This is a genomic window from Microcoleus sp. B4-C1 (assembly GCF_036705285.1).
In the GTDB taxonomy this organism is placed as follows: Bacteria; Cyanobacteriota; Cyanobacteriia; order Cyanobacteriales; family Microcoleaceae; genus Microcoleus.
In genome coordinates this window covers 65,203-82,774 of record NZ_JAUBUC010000011.1, presented here as the reverse complement: position 1 = coordinate 82,774, position 17,572 = coordinate 65,203, and the positions used below count along the sequence as shown (strand labels likewise).

Annotated in this window: 16 protein-coding genes and 1 pseudogene; 5 read left to right on the top strand and 12 right to left on the bottom strand. The window is 46.7% G+C overall.

Annotation, left to right across the window (positions count from 1 at the left end; genetic code table 11):
• Window positions 1-77: 77 nt before the first annotated feature.
• A complete protein-coding gene (locus tag QUB26_RS06765) occupies window positions 78-1,259 on the bottom strand; it encodes a F420-0:Gamma-glutamyl ligase (protein WP_333238406.1) in 1,182 nt (393 codons plus the stop codon).
• A 695-nt stretch (window positions 1,260-1,954) separates the two neighbouring features.
• On the opposite strand from QUB26_RS06765, the gene QUB26_RS06760 reads away from it, so the two are divergent.
• Window positions 1,955-3,214, top strand: coding sequence for a hypothetical protein (locus QUB26_RS06760; protein ID WP_333238404.1), 1,260 nt, complete (start codon window positions 1,955-1,957; stop codon window positions 3,212-3,214).
• Between the two features lie 295 nt (window positions 3,215-3,509).
• Here the strand turns inward: QUB26_RS06760 and QUB26_RS06755 are convergent, their stop codons facing one another.
• Window positions 3,510-4,250: an SIMPL domain-containing protein gene (locus QUB26_RS06755; protein WP_333238402.1), complete on the bottom strand. Its 741-nt coding sequence runs from the start codon at window positions 4,248-4,250 to the stop codon at window positions 3,510-3,512.
• 286 nt (window positions 4,251-4,536) lie between these two features.
• Between QUB26_RS06755 and QUB26_RS06750 the strand changes: the two genes are divergently transcribed.
• The 3 genes from QUB26_RS06750 (at window position 4,537) to QUB26_RS06740 (ending at window position 7,846) form a co-directional block, all read left to right on the top strand.
• Window positions 4,537-4,920, top strand: a complete 384-nt coding sequence (locus tag QUB26_RS06750; RefSeq protein ID WP_333317221.1) for a YkvA family protein — start codon at window positions 4,537-4,539, stop codon at window positions 4,918-4,920.
• 208 nt (window positions 4,921-5,128) lie between these two features.
• Window positions 5,129-7,477: a DNA helicase PcrA gene (gene pcrA / locus QUB26_RS06745; RefSeq protein WP_333317219.1), complete on the top strand. Its 2,349-nt coding sequence runs from the start codon at window positions 5,129-5,131 to the stop codon at window positions 7,475-7,477.
• 171 nt (window positions 7,478-7,648) lie between these two features.
• On the top strand, window positions 7,649-7,846 hold the full coding sequence (locus QUB26_RS06740; RefSeq protein ID WP_333291209.1) for a hypothetical protein: 198 nt from the start codon (window positions 7,649-7,651) through the stop codon (window positions 7,844-7,846).
• Here the strand turns inward: QUB26_RS06740 and QUB26_RS06735 are convergent.
• From QUB26_RS06735 to QUB26_RS06695, 9 genes and pseudogenes are all read right to left on the bottom strand, one after another.
• Window positions 7,831-8,031 carry a hypothetical protein gene (locus QUB26_RS06735; RefSeq protein ID WP_333238396.1) on the bottom strand — a complete coding sequence of 67 codons (201 nt, stop codon included), beginning with the start codon at window positions 8,029-8,031 and terminating at the stop codon, window positions 7,831-7,833. The genes QUB26_RS06740 and QUB26_RS06735 overlap by 16 nt on opposite strands.
• Window positions 8,028-8,372, bottom strand: a complete 345-nt coding sequence (locus tag QUB26_RS06730) for a hypothetical protein (protein ID WP_106146328.1) — start codon at window positions 8,370-8,372, stop codon at window positions 8,028-8,030. Before QUB26_RS06730 ends, QUB26_RS06735 begins: the two co-directional genes overlap by 4 nt.
• A 105-nt stretch (window positions 8,373-8,477) precedes the next feature.
• Window positions 8,478-9,794, bottom strand: coding sequence for an FGGY-family carbohydrate kinase (locus QUB26_RS06725; protein ID WP_333238394.1), 1,317 nt, complete (start codon window positions 9,792-9,794; stop codon window positions 8,478-8,480).
• 215 nt (window positions 9,795-10,009) lie between these two features.
• On the bottom strand, window positions 10,010-10,219 hold the full coding sequence (locus QUB26_RS06720) for a type II toxin-antitoxin system HicB family antitoxin (RefSeq protein ID WP_333238392.1): 210 nt from the start codon (window positions 10,217-10,219) through the stop codon (window positions 10,010-10,012).
• A complete protein-coding gene (locus tag QUB26_RS06715) occupies window positions 10,219-10,473 on the bottom strand; it encodes a type II toxin-antitoxin system HicA family toxin (RefSeq protein ID WP_333238390.1) in 255 nt (84 codons plus the stop codon). The genes QUB26_RS06720 and QUB26_RS06715 overlap by 1 nt, the downstream gene beginning before the upstream one ends.
• A gap of 105 nt (window positions 10,474-10,578) precedes the next feature.
• Window positions 10,579-11,976 (bottom strand): serine/threonine-protein kinase, encoded by a 1,398-nt coding sequence (locus QUB26_RS06710; RefSeq protein WP_333238388.1) that lies wholly within the window; start codon window positions 11,974-11,976, stop codon window positions 10,579-10,581.
• A 338-nt stretch (window positions 11,977-12,314) separates the two neighbouring features.
• Window positions 12,315-14,150, bottom strand: a complete 1,836-nt coding sequence (gene ilvB, locus QUB26_RS06705; RefSeq protein WP_333238385.1) for a biosynthetic-type acetolactate synthase large subunit — start codon at window positions 14,148-14,150, stop codon at window positions 12,315-12,317.
• Between the two features lie 72 nt (window positions 14,151-14,222).
• Window positions 14,223-14,399, bottom strand: a pseudogene (locus QUB26_RS06700) (RNA-guided endonuclease TnpB family protein); the annotation flags it as partial.
• A gap of 454 nt (window positions 14,400-14,853) precedes the next feature.
• Window positions 14,854-16,152 (bottom strand): MFS transporter, encoded by a 1,299-nt coding sequence (locus QUB26_RS06695; RefSeq protein ID WP_333051525.1) that lies wholly within the window; start codon window positions 16,150-16,152, stop codon window positions 14,854-14,856.
• 350 nt (window positions 16,153-16,502) lie between these two features.
• Here QUB26_RS06695 and QUB26_RS06690 point away from each other — a divergent pair, with 350 nt between their 5' ends.
• Entirely contained in the window at window positions 16,503-16,841 is a 339-nt protein-coding gene (locus QUB26_RS06690; RefSeq protein ID WP_006633346.1) for a P-II family nitrogen regulator, read from the top strand.
• A gap of 141 nt (window positions 16,842-16,982) precedes the next feature.
• On the opposite strand, the gene rdgB is transcribed toward QUB26_RS06690, so the two are convergent.
• Window positions 16,983-17,570, bottom strand: a complete 588-nt coding sequence (gene rdgB, locus QUB26_RS06685) for an RdgB/HAM1 family non-canonical purine NTP pyrophosphatase (protein ID WP_333317217.1) — start codon at window positions 17,568-17,570, stop codon at window positions 16,983-16,985.
• Window positions 17,571-17,572: the final 2 nt, after the last annotated feature.

Below are 17,572 nucleotides of genomic sequence, written 5' to 3'. Positions count from 1 at the left end.
TCTTCTCCCTTTCTTGCGCGATCGAAAATTAAAAATTGCAAATCATCTTTTTGAATTTTTAATTTTCTGTTTTCAACTCAAGATTTTTGTGGCAGAGGTCGAATTACAACGACCGGTGTTCGCTCATCAGCATTCCCGGCGGGGTTGCTTCGCAAGGCTTGCTCTAAGAATGTTACCGATAAATCGGAGGTCGCTGCTAATATCTTAACTGCTTTCAAGTCATTAGCGTCTACGATCGCCGCCGCAAGTCCGGTTTCTCGTTGAATTTCTTCTACAACTTGCTGGGGATTGTCCGGGCCTAGGACAATAAATTGGTCGAAGGGAGGCAAAGTCCCGGTAACGTCGTCAATCAGTCTGGCTTGTTCCCCTGCAAGTTGGTAAAAGACTCCCGGTTTACCGAATATTTTAGCCACAGCGCCGATCGCAAATGCTGCGACTACGCGCCAAGGGCCGACTACATCAACCAACGTCTGCATCCCGCAAGCCGTGGCCAAACTCGACATCGGCAAGAAAAACAAGCACACTCGCTTTGCCGCCCATCCTGGTTTGACTTCGCTGGGATGGCGATAGCGTCCCTGCATCAAAGCCAAGGGAGTCTCTGCGAGGGCGACAATATCGCCTTTCTGGGCGCGCGGCAGCACGTACCGCTTGACAATTTCGACGGGATTGTCCAATTCCGTCAGGATGTGGGTGCGAATCGGCAAAACTTCGGCAACTCCGACATTTCGGGCATTAGGTACTGTCTCCGAGTTGGGAAATTGCAGGGGAACTACTACGTTACGGACTTTGGGGATGCGGCCGCCCGGGCCGTAGGTGACGAAATGTACTTGCACCCAAGCCGACTGCAATTTGGTTAAATCTTGCCCTTGAATGTCTACAGAAACTTTAATTTTCGTGTTTTTTTGGGCTTTAACAATATAGCCGAACCAGTAATCGTCTGCTCTGGCTGCTGCGTCTTTGTGGCAAGGAATCACCTTTGTCTCGGAGGTAACGCCATCCAAACTTCCGTCTGACAGCAGTTTCACTTGTGCCCGCACTTCCGGCAACATAATCTCAAACCGCTGTGTCAGGTTGCGGAACTCCATTTCCCCGACTAAAAGATAGCGGTTGGGTTCCGAGATGGCTAAGTGCCATTCTCCGGCTGTTAGTTCTAATTTATTTGCACTTCCAGTCCGGCGATAGTTCAACTCTAGGCCCAATCCGCCCAATGCTAGCAGCGAACCGGCTGCTGCGATTCCTGTTGCTAAAGTCTCAATCACTCAAATCACCGCCAATAATATTTTGTGTTTACTGTAGTCGATATCGGGTACTTTGAGCGCTGATCCGGTAGTAATTGGATTGTGCTGAGTTTGTTGGGGGCGATCGAGCTTAGCCCAATTACACGTAAGTGCGATCGCCTCTGGTGGCTAAAGCGGGCAAGTTGCTGTTCAAAGAGCTCTCCTCGTGAGTTAGATCACTCCAAAATCTGGCCTTGCTTAATCAGGGCATGAAAAAAATCAGTTGAAAATCCCGAATCTTTGTGGATACTGGTTTCTCTGACTTGCATATTTAACCTTTCCTAGCGTAAATCAGCAACGTCCACAAAACAAATTACTTAATTCAATAATTTAATAGTTTATTAGGTTTTACAACTCTATACAATATCGCTTTTAAGCGTTAAATTATAAAGTGGAAATTCACATTAGTTTAGAATGTTTATTAATTTTAATCGGTTAACAAGTCGGGATAAAGCAGTTATTTTAAGATTGCTAAGCTAAGACTGTTCCCGATGTGCGATCGCGCGCCTCCAGCTTCTTCAAGGTCGAATGAACAGCGAGTCCCTAGCGCGGTAGCGGTAAGTATTTTTGAGAATCTACTTCTTAAGTAACAGTCCAAATCTAGTTCTTAGGCAGTAGATTTTCTGAGAAGTATATAGTTAGCCTAGTAAATGTAACAGTAATACCCAAGGATATCTATGACTGATAATAAGCAGCCTTTTAACCAACCTGAAGCCAATCCTGACTTCCAGGAAAAGAATGTTGACAATAGCGAAAACGCGCAGCTTCAGGCTCAGACTAACGAAAATGCAGAATCAAAGGAAGATCAATCATCAGGCTCAGGCATTGGTGCTAGGATAGCTGGAGCAGCAGTCGGTGGAATACTCGGTGCTCGCTCTGGAGGCATTGTTGGTGCTGTAGCAGGCTCAGTTGCTGGCGCGATGATTGGTAAAGGTACTGCTGATACTGTTAACCGTGCTGTAGATAATTTAGGGGATGCAGCACACGCTGTAGCAGACGGTATTACACACACTGTAGAAGACCTAGGGACGGTAGTAAAGGAAACTGCTGAGGAAGTTAAACCATCTATCACAGCTACAGCAGAAGCAGTCAAGCAGACTGTTGAGGAAACCAAGCCTTCGATTAAAGGTATAGCCGAATCTGTCAATGAGACAGTTAAGGAAGCCAAGCCTTCTGTAGTAGATGCAGTCAAGAGTGCATCCGAGGAAGTCAAACCTACCATTAGAGAAGTAAAAGAGTCAGTCAAGCAGACAGTCGAAGGTGTCAAGCCTTCTGTACAAAGTGCAGCGGACTCTATTAAGAGTACGGCTGATGAAATTAAGCCTTCTGCCAAAGCTGTAGCTCAGGAAATTGAGGGGGCAACTAAGGATCTGAGATCGAGTGTAAAAGATACAGCGAAAGCAGTTGAGCCATCTATAAAAAGCGCAGCCGAATCGCTTAAGTCATCTGGTAAGAGTGCAGCCGAATCAATGAAATCATCTGCTCAAAGCGCCGCTGAATCCGCTAAAGGTGCAGCGCAGGATGTTAAGTCATCTGCCCAAAATGCAGCCGAATCTGCTAAAGGTGCAGCGCAGGATGTTAAGCAGGATGTTAAGTCATCTGCCCAAAATGCAACTCCATCTCATCAAGGTGCAGGGCATGATTTTAAATCATCTGCCCAAAATGCAGCCGAATCTGCTAAACCTCCAGTGCCTGATTTTAGGTCCTCTGCCCCAAATGCAACCCCATCTCCTCAAGGTGCAGCGCATGATTTAAAATCATCGGCCCAAAATGCAGCCGAATCTGCTAAACGTGCAGCGCACGATTTTAAGTCATCTGCCCAATATCTAGCCGAATCCGACGCAGAGGGAAATAAGGATAGCGATATTCACATCTCCGGCAATCCTGAACTCAAGGACAAAGTGGTCATTCATGACAAGAGAATCATTAAGGACTAGGTAAAGTAAGGACTTAACTCTAGCTTGTTAAAGCTAGGGCTAAGAGAGTTTAACAGAGAGTGGATCTGAGAAAAGAGTCCACTCTTTTCTGTGTATGAGAAATGCGATCGCCTACGGTTTAACAGAGAGTCTATTTATTGAGGAACTCTCCCCCTGAACAAGGAGAGATTTCGTTTCTAGACTACTGGCAGAAGTGGTTAAAACGGCTAAAGTTTTTTGTAGAAAAAGCTGCTTGATAAATCGAGAAATAGTTAGGGTCAAGCTGATGTGGCCAGTTCAACCCCTAACTATATTATTAATATCCAAATTGCAAAGTCACAGAAGCTTCTACCTGCTGTTCCCCCCCCACCACAGGCGTTGTAGCGTCAGCAGCAGCCATGCGAGCACCAGCCAATTGCCGGTACATAGGAGGCGGCGCGATCGCACCGTTGACTTGAATGCCCAGAATCTCTCCCCGCTTCAGGTTGAGGGCGCTCAAGACAGCATCCGCTTGGGCTTGAGCATCTTGAGTGGCTTTTTTGAGTGCTTGTTTTCGAGCAGATTCGATCGCACTTTCGGCGGCGGCAAAACTCACACCGTCGATGCGTGTGGCTCCGGCATTCACCGCATCGTCGAGCAAAGTGCCTGCAGATGCAGTATTAATCCGAAAACTGACGGTATTCGTCGCCGTATAGCCCGTCAAGCGTTGTTGGTTGTTGTCGAAGTTATAAATGGGATTGAGGGTGATGCCGGCAGTTTCGAGTTTTTCGACTTGGCGCGATCGCAGCAACTCTACCACAGCGGACGATCGTCTCGCCGCTTCCTGCTGCACCTCGGCCGCCGTTTTCCCCTGCACCTCAACCCCCAGCCGCACTTGCGTTTGGGTGGTAGGAATCGCTTCCACACCCCGCCCAGTAACAGTCAACGTTCTGATCCGCTGTTCTTGGGCCACCGCCGGATCTAATCTCACAAAACTAACGAGAGTTAAGGTTAAACATAACGCTGTTACCAGACTACGGAAATTAATGCGATCGCGACGTTGCAAATTTGAATTCATAAACTTGATTCTCCTCACATACAACAGATGCTATACTTTACCTTCCCACTGAAAGTGCTAAATATCCGGGTGGTTACATTTTTAGCAACTAAAAAAATAGTCCGTACTTCTGAAGAAATTATGAGTTATTATGATGTCCGCAGGACGCTCCACTAAAAAATTGGTGTTCTGGGTAAAATAAGAGGTTTGGCAACGATAAATATAGAAACCCACCCATTTTATGACACTCCGACGCAACTACTATTTCATTTTCAATAAAATTTAAAAATGATAAAATTGTTAAAAGATGCAATCCTTAAAACAACTTGCCCGCCGACTAAAAAAAGAGACTTACGCTGTTTATTTAGCCAGTACAAACCAGAGAGTACCTTGGTACGCCAGAACTTTAGCAGGGCTTACGGTTGCCTATGCTTTTAGCCCGATCGACTTAATTCCTGACTTCATACCAGTTCTTGGCTCCTTGGACGATTTGATAATTGTACCCTTGGGAATTTGGCTGGTACTGAAGATGATTCCGCCACAGGTTTTAGCCGAGTGTCGGGAAAAAGCAGCCGCAGAAATAGAGCGAGGAAAACCGATAAATCGGGCTGCCGCTGTTGTGATTTTTGCCATTTGGATTGGCTTGGGAATATTAACGGCAATGTGGCTTAAACACATATTTAAACTTTAAAAAAATCACCTATCTAGTTATCGTGTAGCGTGCGCGCCGAGAACCTTACCTTAAACAACTCGCATGGTCAAAAAATATTTAAAGTTTAAAAAATCACCTATCTAGTTATAATATAGGGTGCGCTAGGCGCACCTTACGTTAAAAAAACTCGCGGTATCGCATACCAAGTATTATTTACCCCTTAAAAAATTAAACTAACTTTCTAGCTATGACTCAAACCACTGATTTCCTCAGCCACCTCAACCCATCTCAGCGCCAAGCAGTTGCCCATTATAACGGGCCGCTGTTAGTAGTAGCGGGCGCTGGTTCCGGCAAAACCAGAGCTCTAACTTACCGAGTTGCTAACTTAGTTCGCACCCATCGAGTTGATCCTGAAAATATTCTGGCGGTGACATTTACAAATAAAGCCGCCAGGGAGATGAAAGAAAGAATTGAGAAATTGCTGGCAACTCAGCAAGCTGAAGCGGAATATGGCAAACCTTTGGTAGACTTAGCCCCGGATGTACAAACCAAATTGCGATCGCAAATTTACCAAAGAATTACCAAACACATTTGGATGGGAACTTTTCACTCTTTGTGCGGCCGCATTCTCCGCTACGATATTGAAAAATACCAAGACGAAAAAGGTCGCCAGTGGAAAAAAAACTTTTCGATTTTTGACGAGTCAGATGCTCAAAGTCTCGTCAAACAAATCGTCACCAAAATCCTGAACCTCGACGACAAGAAATTTGACCCGCGAAAAGTCCGCTATATCATCAGCAACGCTAAAAATAAAGGTTTTTCGCCTCAAGAATACCAAGCAGCAGAACCGGATTATCGAGGTCGTGTGATTGCGGATGTTTACAGTCGCTACCAAGACGCTTTAGCCGCCAACAATGCCCTAGATTTTGACGATTTAATCCTTGTTCCCGTTAAACTTTTGAGCCAAAATGAGCAAGTATTAAGTTACTGGCATAAAAAGTTTTGCCATATTTTAGTTGATGAATACCAAGATACCAACCGCACTCAATACGATTTGATTCGGATGTTAGTGACAAATAACGCCGACCCGAAAAGCTTCGAGAAATGGCAAAACCGCTCGATTTTTGTCGTGGGCGATGTCGATCAATCAATTTACAGCTTTCGGATGGCAGATTATACCATCTTGCTGGAATTTCAAGAGGATTTCGGAGATGGTTTGTCCGACGAAAAAACTCGGACAATGGTAAAATTAGAGGAAAATTATCGATCGCGCGAAAACATCCTGCAAGTGGCGAACCACTTGATCGAACACAATACCGAACGGATCGAGAAAATTCTGCGCCCGACTCGCGAACCGGGAGCTCCGATTGTTGTCTGGCGCGCCGACAACGAATTAGATGAAGCGGAATTTGTAGCAGGTCAAATTCATTCCTTGAAGCGCCAAAACTCTGAATACGAAAACGGCAGTAACTTTGCGATTCTCTACCGCACAAACGCTCAATCTCGCTCCTTTGAAGAAGCGTTAATGCGTTTAGACATTGCCTACAATATTGTCGGTGGCCTCAAGTTTTACGATCGCAAAGAAATCAAAGATATCCTAGCATACCTGCGGACGCTTGCCAATCCCGACGATAGCGTCAGCCTCAAACGCATCATCAATACTCCCCGCCGCGGCATTGGGGATACCACATTTTCCAAAGTCGAAGACGCTGCAACTCAATTGGGCATTCCGTTGTGGGAAATCCTCAGCGATGAATCTTCTGTCAATACTCTCGCAGGGCGATCGGCAAAAGCTATTATTAAGTTTGCGGCAATGATTGGTCGTTGGCAATCGCAAGTTGAAACCCTGCCGGCTTCGCAAATTGTCCAAGGAATTATCGAAGATTCAGGCTACATTGACGATTTGAAAAATCAAGGAACCGAGGAAGCCGAAAATCGGATAGAAAACGTCAGAGAATTGTACAATGCTGTCCTGCAATTTGAAGAACAAAACGAAGAACCAACGCTGACATCATTTTTAGCAAAAGCATCTTTAGCATCCGATTTAGATGACTTGCAGGAAGAAGATTCCCGCGTATCGCTAATGACGCTGCACTCCGCAAAAGGGTTAGAATTTCCCGTAGTATTTTTAGTCGGAATGGAACAAGGTTTATTTCCTAATTTTCGCAGTTTGGACGACCCGAAAGCGATCGAAGAAGAACGCCGTTTGTGCTACGTGGGCATCACTCGCGCCCAGGAATTGCTATTTCTCACCCACACTCGCGAACGCCGCCTCTGGGGAGGCTACCGGGAACACTGCACCCCTTCGCTATTCTTAGGGGAATTGCCGACACATTTGCTGGCTGGAAGTGCGAAGAAAACTAAGACAGCTAAAACGGCTGTTTCCAAGGGAAAAACTAATAATTCAGCAGCTAATTCTGGGAATTCTCAATCGGCAGAGTGGAAAACGGGCGATCGGGTTTTTCATCATGCTTTTGGAGTTGGAGAAATTACCCACGTTTTGGGAGAAGGCGATAAAACTAATCTGGCAATTAAGTTTTCGGGTTTGGGCCGAAAAATCATCGATCCGAGAACAGCTAAGTTGCAGCGAGTTTAATAAAGAAGTGTTGAAAACTCCCGATAGGAGTCGGCGGTTAAAACGGTTACTACACAACCTTGCGTCCGAACTTCAGGGGACACAAAAGAAATGATTCAAGACTCTCCCGCAGAGAATCGCCCCTCGATCGATCTTATCTCACATCTTGCACCATTTTCAAGAACAGGCAAGATGCCTGTTCCACAAGAAAATTCACTTTTTGTGGAACAGGCATCTTGCCTGTTCATAAAAGACTTATTAACAATAATGCAACATCGCAAGATGCCTGTTCCACAAGAAAATTCACTCTTTGTGGAACAGGCATCTTGCCTGTTCATAAAAGACTTATTAACAATGATGCCACATCTCATATCTTATTCGGCTACCTGAGATTCCACACGCCTGTATTTACCCGCCAAACGTTCTCGACGTTGGCGACGGTTGTCAGCTTCAAATATGGCAATCGCTTCATCTAACTTCAAATTGAAAGCGTCCAACTGTCGGCAGACTTCACGCATCTTTTCAACGTGTCGCTTTCTGGTTTCAGCGTCGGGGATTCTAGGTTGTTGATTCATCGTAAGTTCCAATCCATTTTGATTTCTTGAATGCTTGCTGCTGAGGCATCGACAATTGCCTCTCCGTCTTCTATCGTTCCATACAGAAAGTTTAACGTATCCGCAGTCGCAGCGGGTTGAGATTCTGCCACCTGCTGCAAAAGCCTGTACAAACGATTGTAAGAGGTTCTCAACCTTTCCTTAATATTATCCAGGGATTCTAGTTCGGGGAGTGTCGCTTCTGTCTCGCCAAACTGCTGCATGAATATATATTCTGTGGCGGTTGTTTCGTTGAGGATTTCCACTAGCCGCCGCTGCAATGTGAAAATTGTGTTCAGGATGTCATCAGGTAGCTTTGCCATTGTCCTTAATTTTTAGGAATAACAACTTAAAACAATATATCAGAATGTTTGCTTCCTCTCATTTTAGTTTTAATCGATAGCGATATCAGTCCAAATTTACCACCTTTAAATTTGCGTTCCCTGCTTCGCCAATAATGCACTTCCATAAGCAGCCGCAGTATGAATTGGCGTTACTACAGGCACTTTTAAATAACGCTTTCTAATCGCACTCCAAACCGCATTTTTTGCCCCGCCGCCAGCAGTATAAACCTTTGTTAAAGGAGTTGCACCCAATTCTTGCAATAATTGATATCCCCGCGCTTCAATCCGCGCTATGCTTTCTAGCAAACCGTGCAGAAATTCCACTGAATCAGTGGGACGCGGTTCGAGTCGGGGCGGCAAATTTGGGTCATTAATCGGAAAGCGATCGCCCTTTTTCAACAATGGGTAATAATCCAGCAAACTCTCTTGTTCTGGAGCAATTTGTGTGCTATAATTATCCAACTCAGCATCAGTAAAAAAGTGTCGCAGCACTGCACCTCCAGTATTAGAAGCACCTCCAACTAACCACAAATCGCCTGCCAGGGCGGGCACGGGGGCACCGCCCCTACAAAAGGGGGGGAAACGATGACTGTAAATCCCGTATCTAGAATCGTCTACGCGGGTATGACTTAACAGTTTGACTGCTAGTGTAGAACCGAGAGAAGTTACTGCTTCCCCTGGTAAATTAACACCGCTTGCTAAAAATGCGGCAATGCTATCGGTTGTACCAGCACAAATCATACAATCGCGGGGAAATCCGAAGCGATCGCCCACTTGAGATCTCACTTCCCCCACAGGCGTGCCCGGTGCGACAACTAGCGGCAATTCAGGAGTTCCAGCGCCCGCAATTCCCTGTGTCAGCCAATTCGGATAGCACAAAGTATCAACATCAAAACCGAGTTTTAAAGCATTGTGATAGTCGCTAATTCCTAATTTTCCGTGCAGCAGAAATGCCAGCCAGTCAGCTTGATGCAGGAAAACGGTAGGGGCGGTGCCCCCGTGCCCGCCCTCCTGCCACCACAGGAGTTTTGCCAGACTGGATGTAGCGCTCAATACTGTGTGGTTGGCAGGGGCGATCGCCCGCAGCCTTTCTGTCACTGCTGCACCGCGCGCATCATTGTATAAAATCGGCTCGCATACTGGTATACCGTCGGTATTGCACAGCATGACAGTGGAGGATGTGCCGTCAAGGGCGATCGCCCTTACCTGATTGCGGATTGTTGGGGGAATTTGCTCAATTACAGCCCACAGTGCATTTTCCCACACCGAGGGCAATTCAGGCTGTTGTTGCCCGTTGTTGGCAAAAGTATATTCTGTCTCGCAATGGATTGTACCCTGGGAGTCGATGACAGTCGATCGCGCGCCCGTGGTGCCGAAATCTATTCCCAAATAAAGATTCATGTGTTACTCCCGCGAATTTTCCTATATCTCAGAAACCGGGTTTTTTTACGAAAATCTTTCGTTGTCACCCACAGATCCCACAGATTAGGTAAAAAACCCGGTTTCTTTGGCATTAGTGCGTAAGTTCATGGCTTAAGCATGGGGGCTAGAAACCCGGTTTCTACGAGTTTTGCGTTGAGTGACGAGAAATATAGAAAGAAACCGGGTTTCTGAGATTATCGTGCTTCGACATATTCACAAAGCGTAGTTGGTTCGGGAATCGGTAAACCTTCTTCTCGCAATCCTTCTAAGTGAAATTCTATCGCTTCTTTAATTTGCTGCTGTACTTCTGCAAGGGTTGCGCCTGTGGCTGCACATCCGGGTAAATCGGGTGCGTAAGCTGAATAGTTATTCGGTGTTTTTTCAATGACAATCGCATAACGCATTAGTTGAGATCCTCATCTTGATGATTTGTTTCGACTTCGTTAGGTTCTTGTTGCTCTTTGACTTCTCTCAAGAGAGCTTGTTTGAGAATATTATTGAATGTACCCGGAGCCAAATCCTCAGAGAGTTTACCGGGAACTGTAACTAAACCGGATTTGGTAGGATGTTTGTACTGGCGGTGACTCCCTCGTGTTCTAGCGAGATACCAACCGTCTGCCTCTAGTTGTTTAATGATATCCCTGACTTTTGTTGGCATTTATTATTTACGTAAGTAGCAGGTATTGAAATGACAAAAAGCCGATAACTTCGTAAAAAAAGGTTCGAGAAAAAAGACTTGACAAGGGGCTGAAATCGTTAGAGATTACAGCTTACAGTTCTCGATGCGAGAGAAAAAAACCAAACCCCACCAACCCCACCAACTCACAAAACCAAACTCAACCCGCACGCAACAACGAACCCACGGGAGGTGGCCTGATGGTGCTTGCAAATTAAAGGTTAGGTCATCGTAGTTCAACCAACTTTTTCGGCTGTTTCGCCAACCTACGCGATCGCCTAGTTTCTTTTCAGTCTCCCAATCCACTTTCCCACCAACTGACAGCCAAATTTCTTTCTGGACGCTAAAGCCAAAGCGACCCTGACTATATTTTACCCACAACTGGTCAATCGTGCGTAAATCATCGCAAGGAAACTTCTCAATGTCGTTGTTACTTAACCAACCTTCCTTCTCCCGTCTAGCAGCTTTCAGCATTACCTTTATTGTTTCCTGATCCGCCTCTTTCCATTTCCCCGCCGCCAATAAATCCCGCAGACGAGTATAGTCAACACCCTGCGCTGATTTAAGCGAGTCTGGTGGCGGTGGAGGTGTTTGAGCTGATAATTGAGGCGATCGAGTACCAATATCCTGCAAAACTTCAGTAGCAGATTGATAACGTTTTTTAATAGCAGGTTGTATCATTTTATCTAAAATCTGACCCAGTTCCGAACTGACAGATGTTTTTAAGTGTTCTCGCCACACCCACTCAAACTCGCTATCATCGAATAAATCAATCGGCTCAACCTCAGTTAACAGACACAGACAAGTGACACCCAGACTATAAATATCACTAGCATGAATCGGTTTACCGTTGGCTTGTTCTGGTGCCGTATATCCAGCCGTCCCGATCCTCGTTCCCGTTACCGCTAGAGCCGTTTGTGTCGCATATTTCGCGGCTCCAAAGTCAACTAAAACCAGTTGCCCATCTTGCCTAAGAATAATATTGTCTGGCTTGATATCCCGGTGAATGACTTGGCGGGAGTGAATGAACTCGAATACTGGCAATAAATTATTAAGCAAGTCGCGAATCTGGGTTTCGCTAAAATATCCCTTAGATTCTAGTGTTTGGGCTAAATTTTCACCGTCGATGAATTCTTGGACTAAATACTGCCGTCCATCTTGACTAAAATATGCTAATAAGTCGGGAATTTGAGAATGTTTACCCAACTGTTCTAGGCGTACTGCTTCAAGCTCAAATAACTCAGCAGCTTTCTGGATACTAGAAGTGCCTTGAAGTTGGGGGTAAAATTGTTTAATAACGCAGGGAGGTTTTGATGGTTTATACTCGTCAATAGCTAGAAAAGTGCGCCCAAATCCCCCTTGTCCAATAATTTTTTTGGCTCCGTAGCGATCGCCCAATAGCAGTTTATTCCCACATTTTTGACAGAATTTTGTATAGCCAGACGGATTTTGGAATAGGCAATCAGGGTTGAGACACTGGCTCATAAAATATGCTTAGAGATTAGAGATTAAAGCTCTCGATGCGATGCCAGCGGATATGGTATTAAACGTGAAACAGCAGAGCCGGGTAAGGACATCGCATTGCCTTTCATCGTGTCAACTTAAGTCTGAAACCTTTGTATCTCTCGCTTTTATCCGAGGCCAGATCCCCCTAAATCCCCCTTAAAAAGGGGAGTAGGGGTTGACTTTGATCGGACTCTTGTCCCCCCCTTCTTAAGGGGGGCTAGGGGGGATCTGGCCTCGATGATAAACAGCAGTCTATGACTACGTTTGACCTTAAGTTGAGACTAATAGGCACTGCCTAAGTCCCCACTCAAAACTCGTTAAACTTTTGTCCCGCACTCAGGACAAAACTTATTGCTCGAAACATTCTTCGCGCCGCAACTCGGACAATAAACCAACTCCGCAGATTGCAACTTGCTACGTTCGGGCAAACCAACCATTTGAGCGTTGCTCTTACCTGGAACTACCATCGGATAGCAGTTTTCGTCCCTCGTCACCTTGACGTTCATCAGCACCGGGCCCTCGTGAGCGAGCATTTGACCGATCGCATCTTTGAGTTCCTCCGGCTGCGAAACCAGCATCCCCTTCACGCCATAAGCTTCAGCCAGCATCACAAAATCCGGCATCCCCACAGTCATATTCGACGACGAATAACGCTCCCCATAGAACGCCTGCTGCCACTGCCGCACCATGCCTTGCCAGCCGTTATTTACAATCACAATCTTGACATTAATGCCGTATTGTGCTAATGTTCCCAATTCTTGAATATTCATTTGCACGCTAGCATCGCCAGCAATACAAATCACTTGCTCATTGGGTAGCGCCATTTTCGCGCCCATCGCCGCCGGCACCCCGAAACCCATCGTGCCCAAACCAGCGCTCGAAATCCAGCGACGCGGCCCGTTGTTCAAGAATTGAGCCGACCACATTTGATGTTGACCGACATCTGTTGTGTAGTAAGCATCCGGCGCTTGAGTAGCCAACTCCGAAATCACCTCTTGCGGAGACAAAATGTCTGGGTAATGAGGCACCACTAACGGATAGTCCTGTTTCCACTGATCGATCCTGTGCAGCCATTCCCCAGTCTGTCCGGTTTTCCCCGAAACTCCAGTTTCCCGACAGCGACGCAGCAAATCGAGCAAAACTTGGCGGACATCTCCGACAATCGGCACGTCAGGGCCGCGATTTTTGCCTACTTCCGCCGGGTCGATATCGATGTGAATCACCTTCGCGCGCGCTGCAAACTCGTCTAGTTTTCCCGTCACCCGATCGTCAAACCGAGCCCCTACAGCAATCAGCAAATCGCACTCGGTAACGGCAAAATTAGCGTAAGCAGTGCCGTGCATCCCCAGCATTTTCACCGACAAAGGATGGTGTTCGTCAAAGGCACCTTTGCCCATCAGCGTTGTCGTCACCGGCAATTGGAAAAGTTCGGCCAGTTCCTTAATTTCCTCGTGGGCCCCCGCTGCGATCGCCCCGCCGCCCACATAAAGCAAAGGACGCTTTGCTTCCTGCAGCAAATAGATTGCTTGATTAATTTGCCGAGGATTTCCCTTCACCGTGGGCCGGTAGCCAGGAATTCTCACCGAGCCGGGTTCCACGGGCAGATAGTCAAATTCTTCTAAGCCCACATCCTTGGGCACATCAACCAAGACTGGCCCCGGCCGCCCTGTACTGGCGATGTGGAAAGCTTCTGCCACAATTCGCGCCATATCTCTCGGGTCGCGTACTACATAGGAATGCTTGACAATTGGCAGGGTAATCCCGTAAATATCTGTTTCCTGAAACGCATCAGTGCCGATCGCCGCACGGGGCACCTGACCAGTAATAATTACCATGGGGATCGAATCCATGTGGGCCGTCGCAATCCCCGTCACTAAATTAGTTGCGCCCGGGCCCGAAGTAGCAAAACAAACCCCAACTTTGCCCGTAGCGCGGGCGTATCCGTCAGCCGCGTGAGCAGCGCCTTGTTCGTGGCGCACCAGAATATGTTTGATAGCGCCAGTTTCTTCAGCGCGGTAGAGTTCGTCGTAAAGCGGCAGAATTGCGCCGCCGGGATAACCAAAAATATGCTTGACACCGTGGCGGATCAAGCTGTCAATCAGAGCAAATCCACCAGTTGCACGCCTGATTGTCACTTTAGTTTTTAGTTGCACAGTATTTCCTTCCTTAAACTAATTATGTTTTTTAATGAAAGCTTTTATAGCTTGTAAAACTATAGTCATCTATTACATGACGTGGGAGGCATGAAGTCCCTCCCCTTTCGCTTTTACTTTGAGCGGATTAACCCGCCTCGGCTGAACTACGCAGCTCCCTATCCCATCGCTAAACGCATTTGGGATTGCTTTTCTCAAAATACTATTATAAGACCCGTTAGCATCGGCATTAATCATCTGGCTATATGATACTACCATTGTCTATTGATGTTTACAATCTTAATGATGTTTTATAATACTATAGCGGTTCTCAAGCGTGGTGAGGTATGCCCTATGCCCTATGCCCTATGCCCTATGCCCTATGCCCATGAGTACCTCATATGAGAGATCGAAAGGCTATACTTTAATCTCAATAGTCAAACTCTGAAAATTTGACTGCTGATATTTTACAAAAAGTTTGGCGATCGGGCGGTGTCCGATCGCGAAATTGTGGAACAGCAGAGGCTCAAAAGAAACAGAGGAAATCGCGGTTTCTATGCCGGTTTACCGTGATATGACGCTTGTATAGCATTCTTGATTCGGCATTCGACAAGAAAAACTAATCGTTTGAGCAATTAAGAACGTCCTAATCATCAGGGCGGTTGCTATGTTATGGATCGATCGCGAAAACCAAGCCCTCTTGCTTCTTCCTTCTTGGCAAAGTTCAGAGAACATCCTGCAAGACTTTGCGAGTATGTTTCCAAGCTGCCATGCCCATCACCGAGACCAAAAAGCCCAAACCCAGCAACACGATCCGCAAGCCCAAGTCATCGTCGCCGACGGCATTACTGACAGCATCCGTTAGCGGGCCAGTCAGTGCTAAAGGCAGGCTCAGAGCAATATTAATCGCATTGTTTTCAAATCCAAAGACTTTACCCCGCATAGATTCTGGAGTTTTTTCTTGAATCAGAGCCTGCATCGGGCCGTTAATTAAGGAAGCACCAAAACCGAACAGAGCGCTCAATCCGAATCCCACCCAAAGGTGTCTGGCAAAGGCAAACATTGCTAATACAAAACCCATCATCAAGAAACCGATTAAAGGCAGAGGTTTGTGGTGCATTCGATGACCCCAGTGTCCCAAAAAGGCTGCGCCGAAGACCATTCCAATTCCCGCAGCAGCGAGCAAAAAGCCAAATTGAGTTTCTTTGAGACCTATTTTGCCTGAAAGCGCGATCGCCAGCACCTGAAGCGCCGCAAACACGGAATACAAAATGGTCAACTGCACCATCGCGTTGCTGACAAGGTGATTGTGTTTCACATACCGCAAACCTTCCTTGAGGTCTTGCCAAGGATGGACGTTTTTGCCACTGCTGCCGACATGACCTTCTTTGATCTGCATGGCATAGATCAAACCTGCTGATATCAGGTACAACCCGCCCAGCAAAAACTCTTGAGAAGCTGAGCCGAAGCTGTGTTTGACCCAACTAAACAGCGGTTCGCCGATCGTCATCCCAATAATGATCCCGCCCATTGTGGACGAGGCGAACAGAGCATTTGCTGACATCAGTCCCTCTCGCCCCACGGCCAGGGGGACGGCGGCCGCTTCTGCAGGAGCAAAAAATTGCGTTACGGTAGAGATTAAAAACGTCATCGTCAACAAAACCACAAAAGCTTTGGGCAAAAACGGCAAAGCTACAATCAACCCGGCTCGAATCACGTTGCAGGCGACCAGCATTTGCTTTTTGGAAAAGCGGTCTACCACGATACCGGCTACGGAACCAAAGACGATCGCTGGCACGGTGTAGGCGATCATCACCGCTGACAGCATAGAATTTTCCGAATGTTGCCAAGAAACCGGCCAGGGTCGGTAGTCGCCGGTTTTCAGCAGAATAATCAGCAATACGTAAAAGATTTTATCCGCCACTTGGGCCAATAACTGGCCCGTCCACAAGGCGAGGAAGGGGCGATTTCTCAGTAGGGCATCAAGCCCGCTGCGGTCAGGGGGAGGGCTGGCTGGGTGCATAAGAATAGTTTAACTGACCGCCTCTGGCAATTATAGTTTTCAGCAATATGTGCAAATCTGACATAGCAAAGCGGAAACTCGGAAAACTCCTGTCTCCTGGGTTCTTTTTCTGTTTTAGCAGATCCGTGGCGGAGGGCTTGGGTCTTTTTCACTCTACCGCGATCTATCGGAGCGGAGAGCCCGCGCCTCGGGCCAATGGGAGAATATTGTTAAAGATTGGCGTGCCTCTCATCGCGAGTACAAAATAAGGTAGTATATTTTACAAAATACTTAATACTAGCAGTGATATTAAAAGATGTCACGCGATTTAAGTAATATAACGAAGGTACTAACTGTTAGGAGTGAAAAACTTGAAAAAGGTTGAAGCTATTATTCGCCCCTTTAAACTAGACGAAGTGAAAATCGCACTCGTCAATGCTGGTATTGTGGGGATGACTGTTTCTGAAGTTAGAGGTTTTGGCCGTCAGAAGGGCATGACAGAACGCTATCGCGGTTCTGAGTACACCGTTGAGTTCTTGCAAAAGCTCAAGGTCGAGATTGTTGTGGAAAACGATCAGGTTGACATGGTGGTTGATAAAATTATCGCGGCTTCCCGCACGGGCGAGATTGGCGACGGCAAGATTTTCATCTCTCCTGTAGAACAAATTATTCGGATTCGGACTGGGGAAAAGAACTTGGAGGCAATCTAAGATACTGGGGGCATTGGGCATTGGGCATTGGTATTTGGTAACTGGTCTTTGCCCAGGAAAAACCTATTTCCTGTTTAGTTCTGATACCTAAGTCTCAATATCCAATGCCACAGTGACCGACTGTTTTGGCTTTTTTACTCATTAGGGGTTGACAAGGTTCGCCATTTGTGGTATTAGAGCGTGGAAGGCTCGGCCGCGGTGAGAGTGCGATCGCTTGATATCCGGTGTCATTTCGGCAAAAGTCTGTTGCTGTGTGGGTACGTAGAAAATGGGGTCATATCCGAAACCTCCCGTACCGCGAGGAGTGTGCAGGATTTCGCCCCGACAAATTCCTTCTACTTGCAAGGCAATTGTACCGTCGGGACGAGCGATCGCGATCGCGCAAACAAATTGTGCTTCCCGGTTTTGTTCGCTTCCCATTTCTTTGAGAAGTCGAGATATCCTGTCAGCATCGGTTTTCCCGTAGCGCGCGGAGTAAATCCCAGGTTTGCCGTTGAGTGCATCTACCATTAAACCAGAATCATCGGCGATCGACCATTTGCCCGTTGCTTTTGCGACTTCAGACGCCTTCAAGCAAGCATTAGCAATAAAAGTTTCGCCTGTTTCCTCGATTTCCAACTCTTCCGGTTTTAGTTCCAATTCCCATCCCAAATCCTGAAGATAAACTTGCATTTCCTTGAGTTTACCTGGATTGCCCGTAGCTACAACTAGCAATTTGCGATCGGTCATTA

Bases quoted from the DNA above. Each gene is read 5' to 3' on its own strand.
- QUB26_RS06760 (WP_333238404.1), top strand. From the start codon at position 1,955: ATGACTGATAATAAGCAGCCTTTTAACCAACCTGAAGCCAATCCTGAC.
- QUB26_RS06755 (WP_333238402.1), bottom strand. From the start codon at position 4,250: ATGAATTCAAATTTGCAACGTCGCGATCGCATTAATTTCCGTAGTCTG.
- QUB26_RS06750 (WP_333317221.1), top strand. From the start codon at position 4,537: ATGCAATCCTTAAAACAACTTGCCCGCCGACTAAAAAAAGAGACTTAC.
- pcrA (WP_333317219.1), top strand. From the start codon at position 5,129: ATGACTCAAACCACTGATTTCCTCAGCCACCTCAACCCATCTCAGCGC.
- QUB26_RS06740 (WP_333291209.1), top strand. From the start codon at position 7,649: ATGCCTGTTCCACAAGAAAATTCACTTTTTGTGGAACAGGCATCTTGC.
- QUB26_RS06735 (WP_333238396.1), bottom strand. From the start codon at position 8,031: ATGAATCAACAACCTAGAATCCCCGACGCTGAAACCAGAAAGCGACAC.
- QUB26_RS06730 (WP_106146328.1), bottom strand. From the start codon at position 8,372: ATGGCAAAGCTACCTGATGACATCCTGAACACAATTTTCACATTGCAG.
- QUB26_RS06725 (WP_333238394.1), bottom strand. From the start codon at position 9,794: ATGAATCTTTATTTGGGAATAGATTTCGGCACCACGGGCGCGCGATCG.
- QUB26_RS06720 (WP_333238392.1), bottom strand. From the start codon at position 10,219: ATGCGTTATGCGATTGTCATTGAAAAAACACCGAATAACTATTCAGCT.
- QUB26_RS06715 (WP_333238390.1), bottom strand. From the start codon at position 10,473: ATGCCAACAAAAGTCAGGGATATCATTAAACAACTAGAGGCAGACGGT.
- QUB26_RS06710 (WP_333238388.1), bottom strand. From the start codon at position 11,976: ATGAGCCAGTGTCTCAACCCTGATTGCCTATTCCAAAATCCGTCTGGC.
- QUB26_RS06695 (WP_333051525.1), bottom strand. From the start codon at position 16,152: ATGCACCCAGCCAGCCCTCCCCCTGACCGCAGCGGGCTTGATGCCCTA.
- rdgB (WP_333317217.1), bottom strand. From the start codon at position 17,570: ATGACCGATCGCAAATTGCTAGTTGTAGCTACGGGCAATCCAGGTAAA.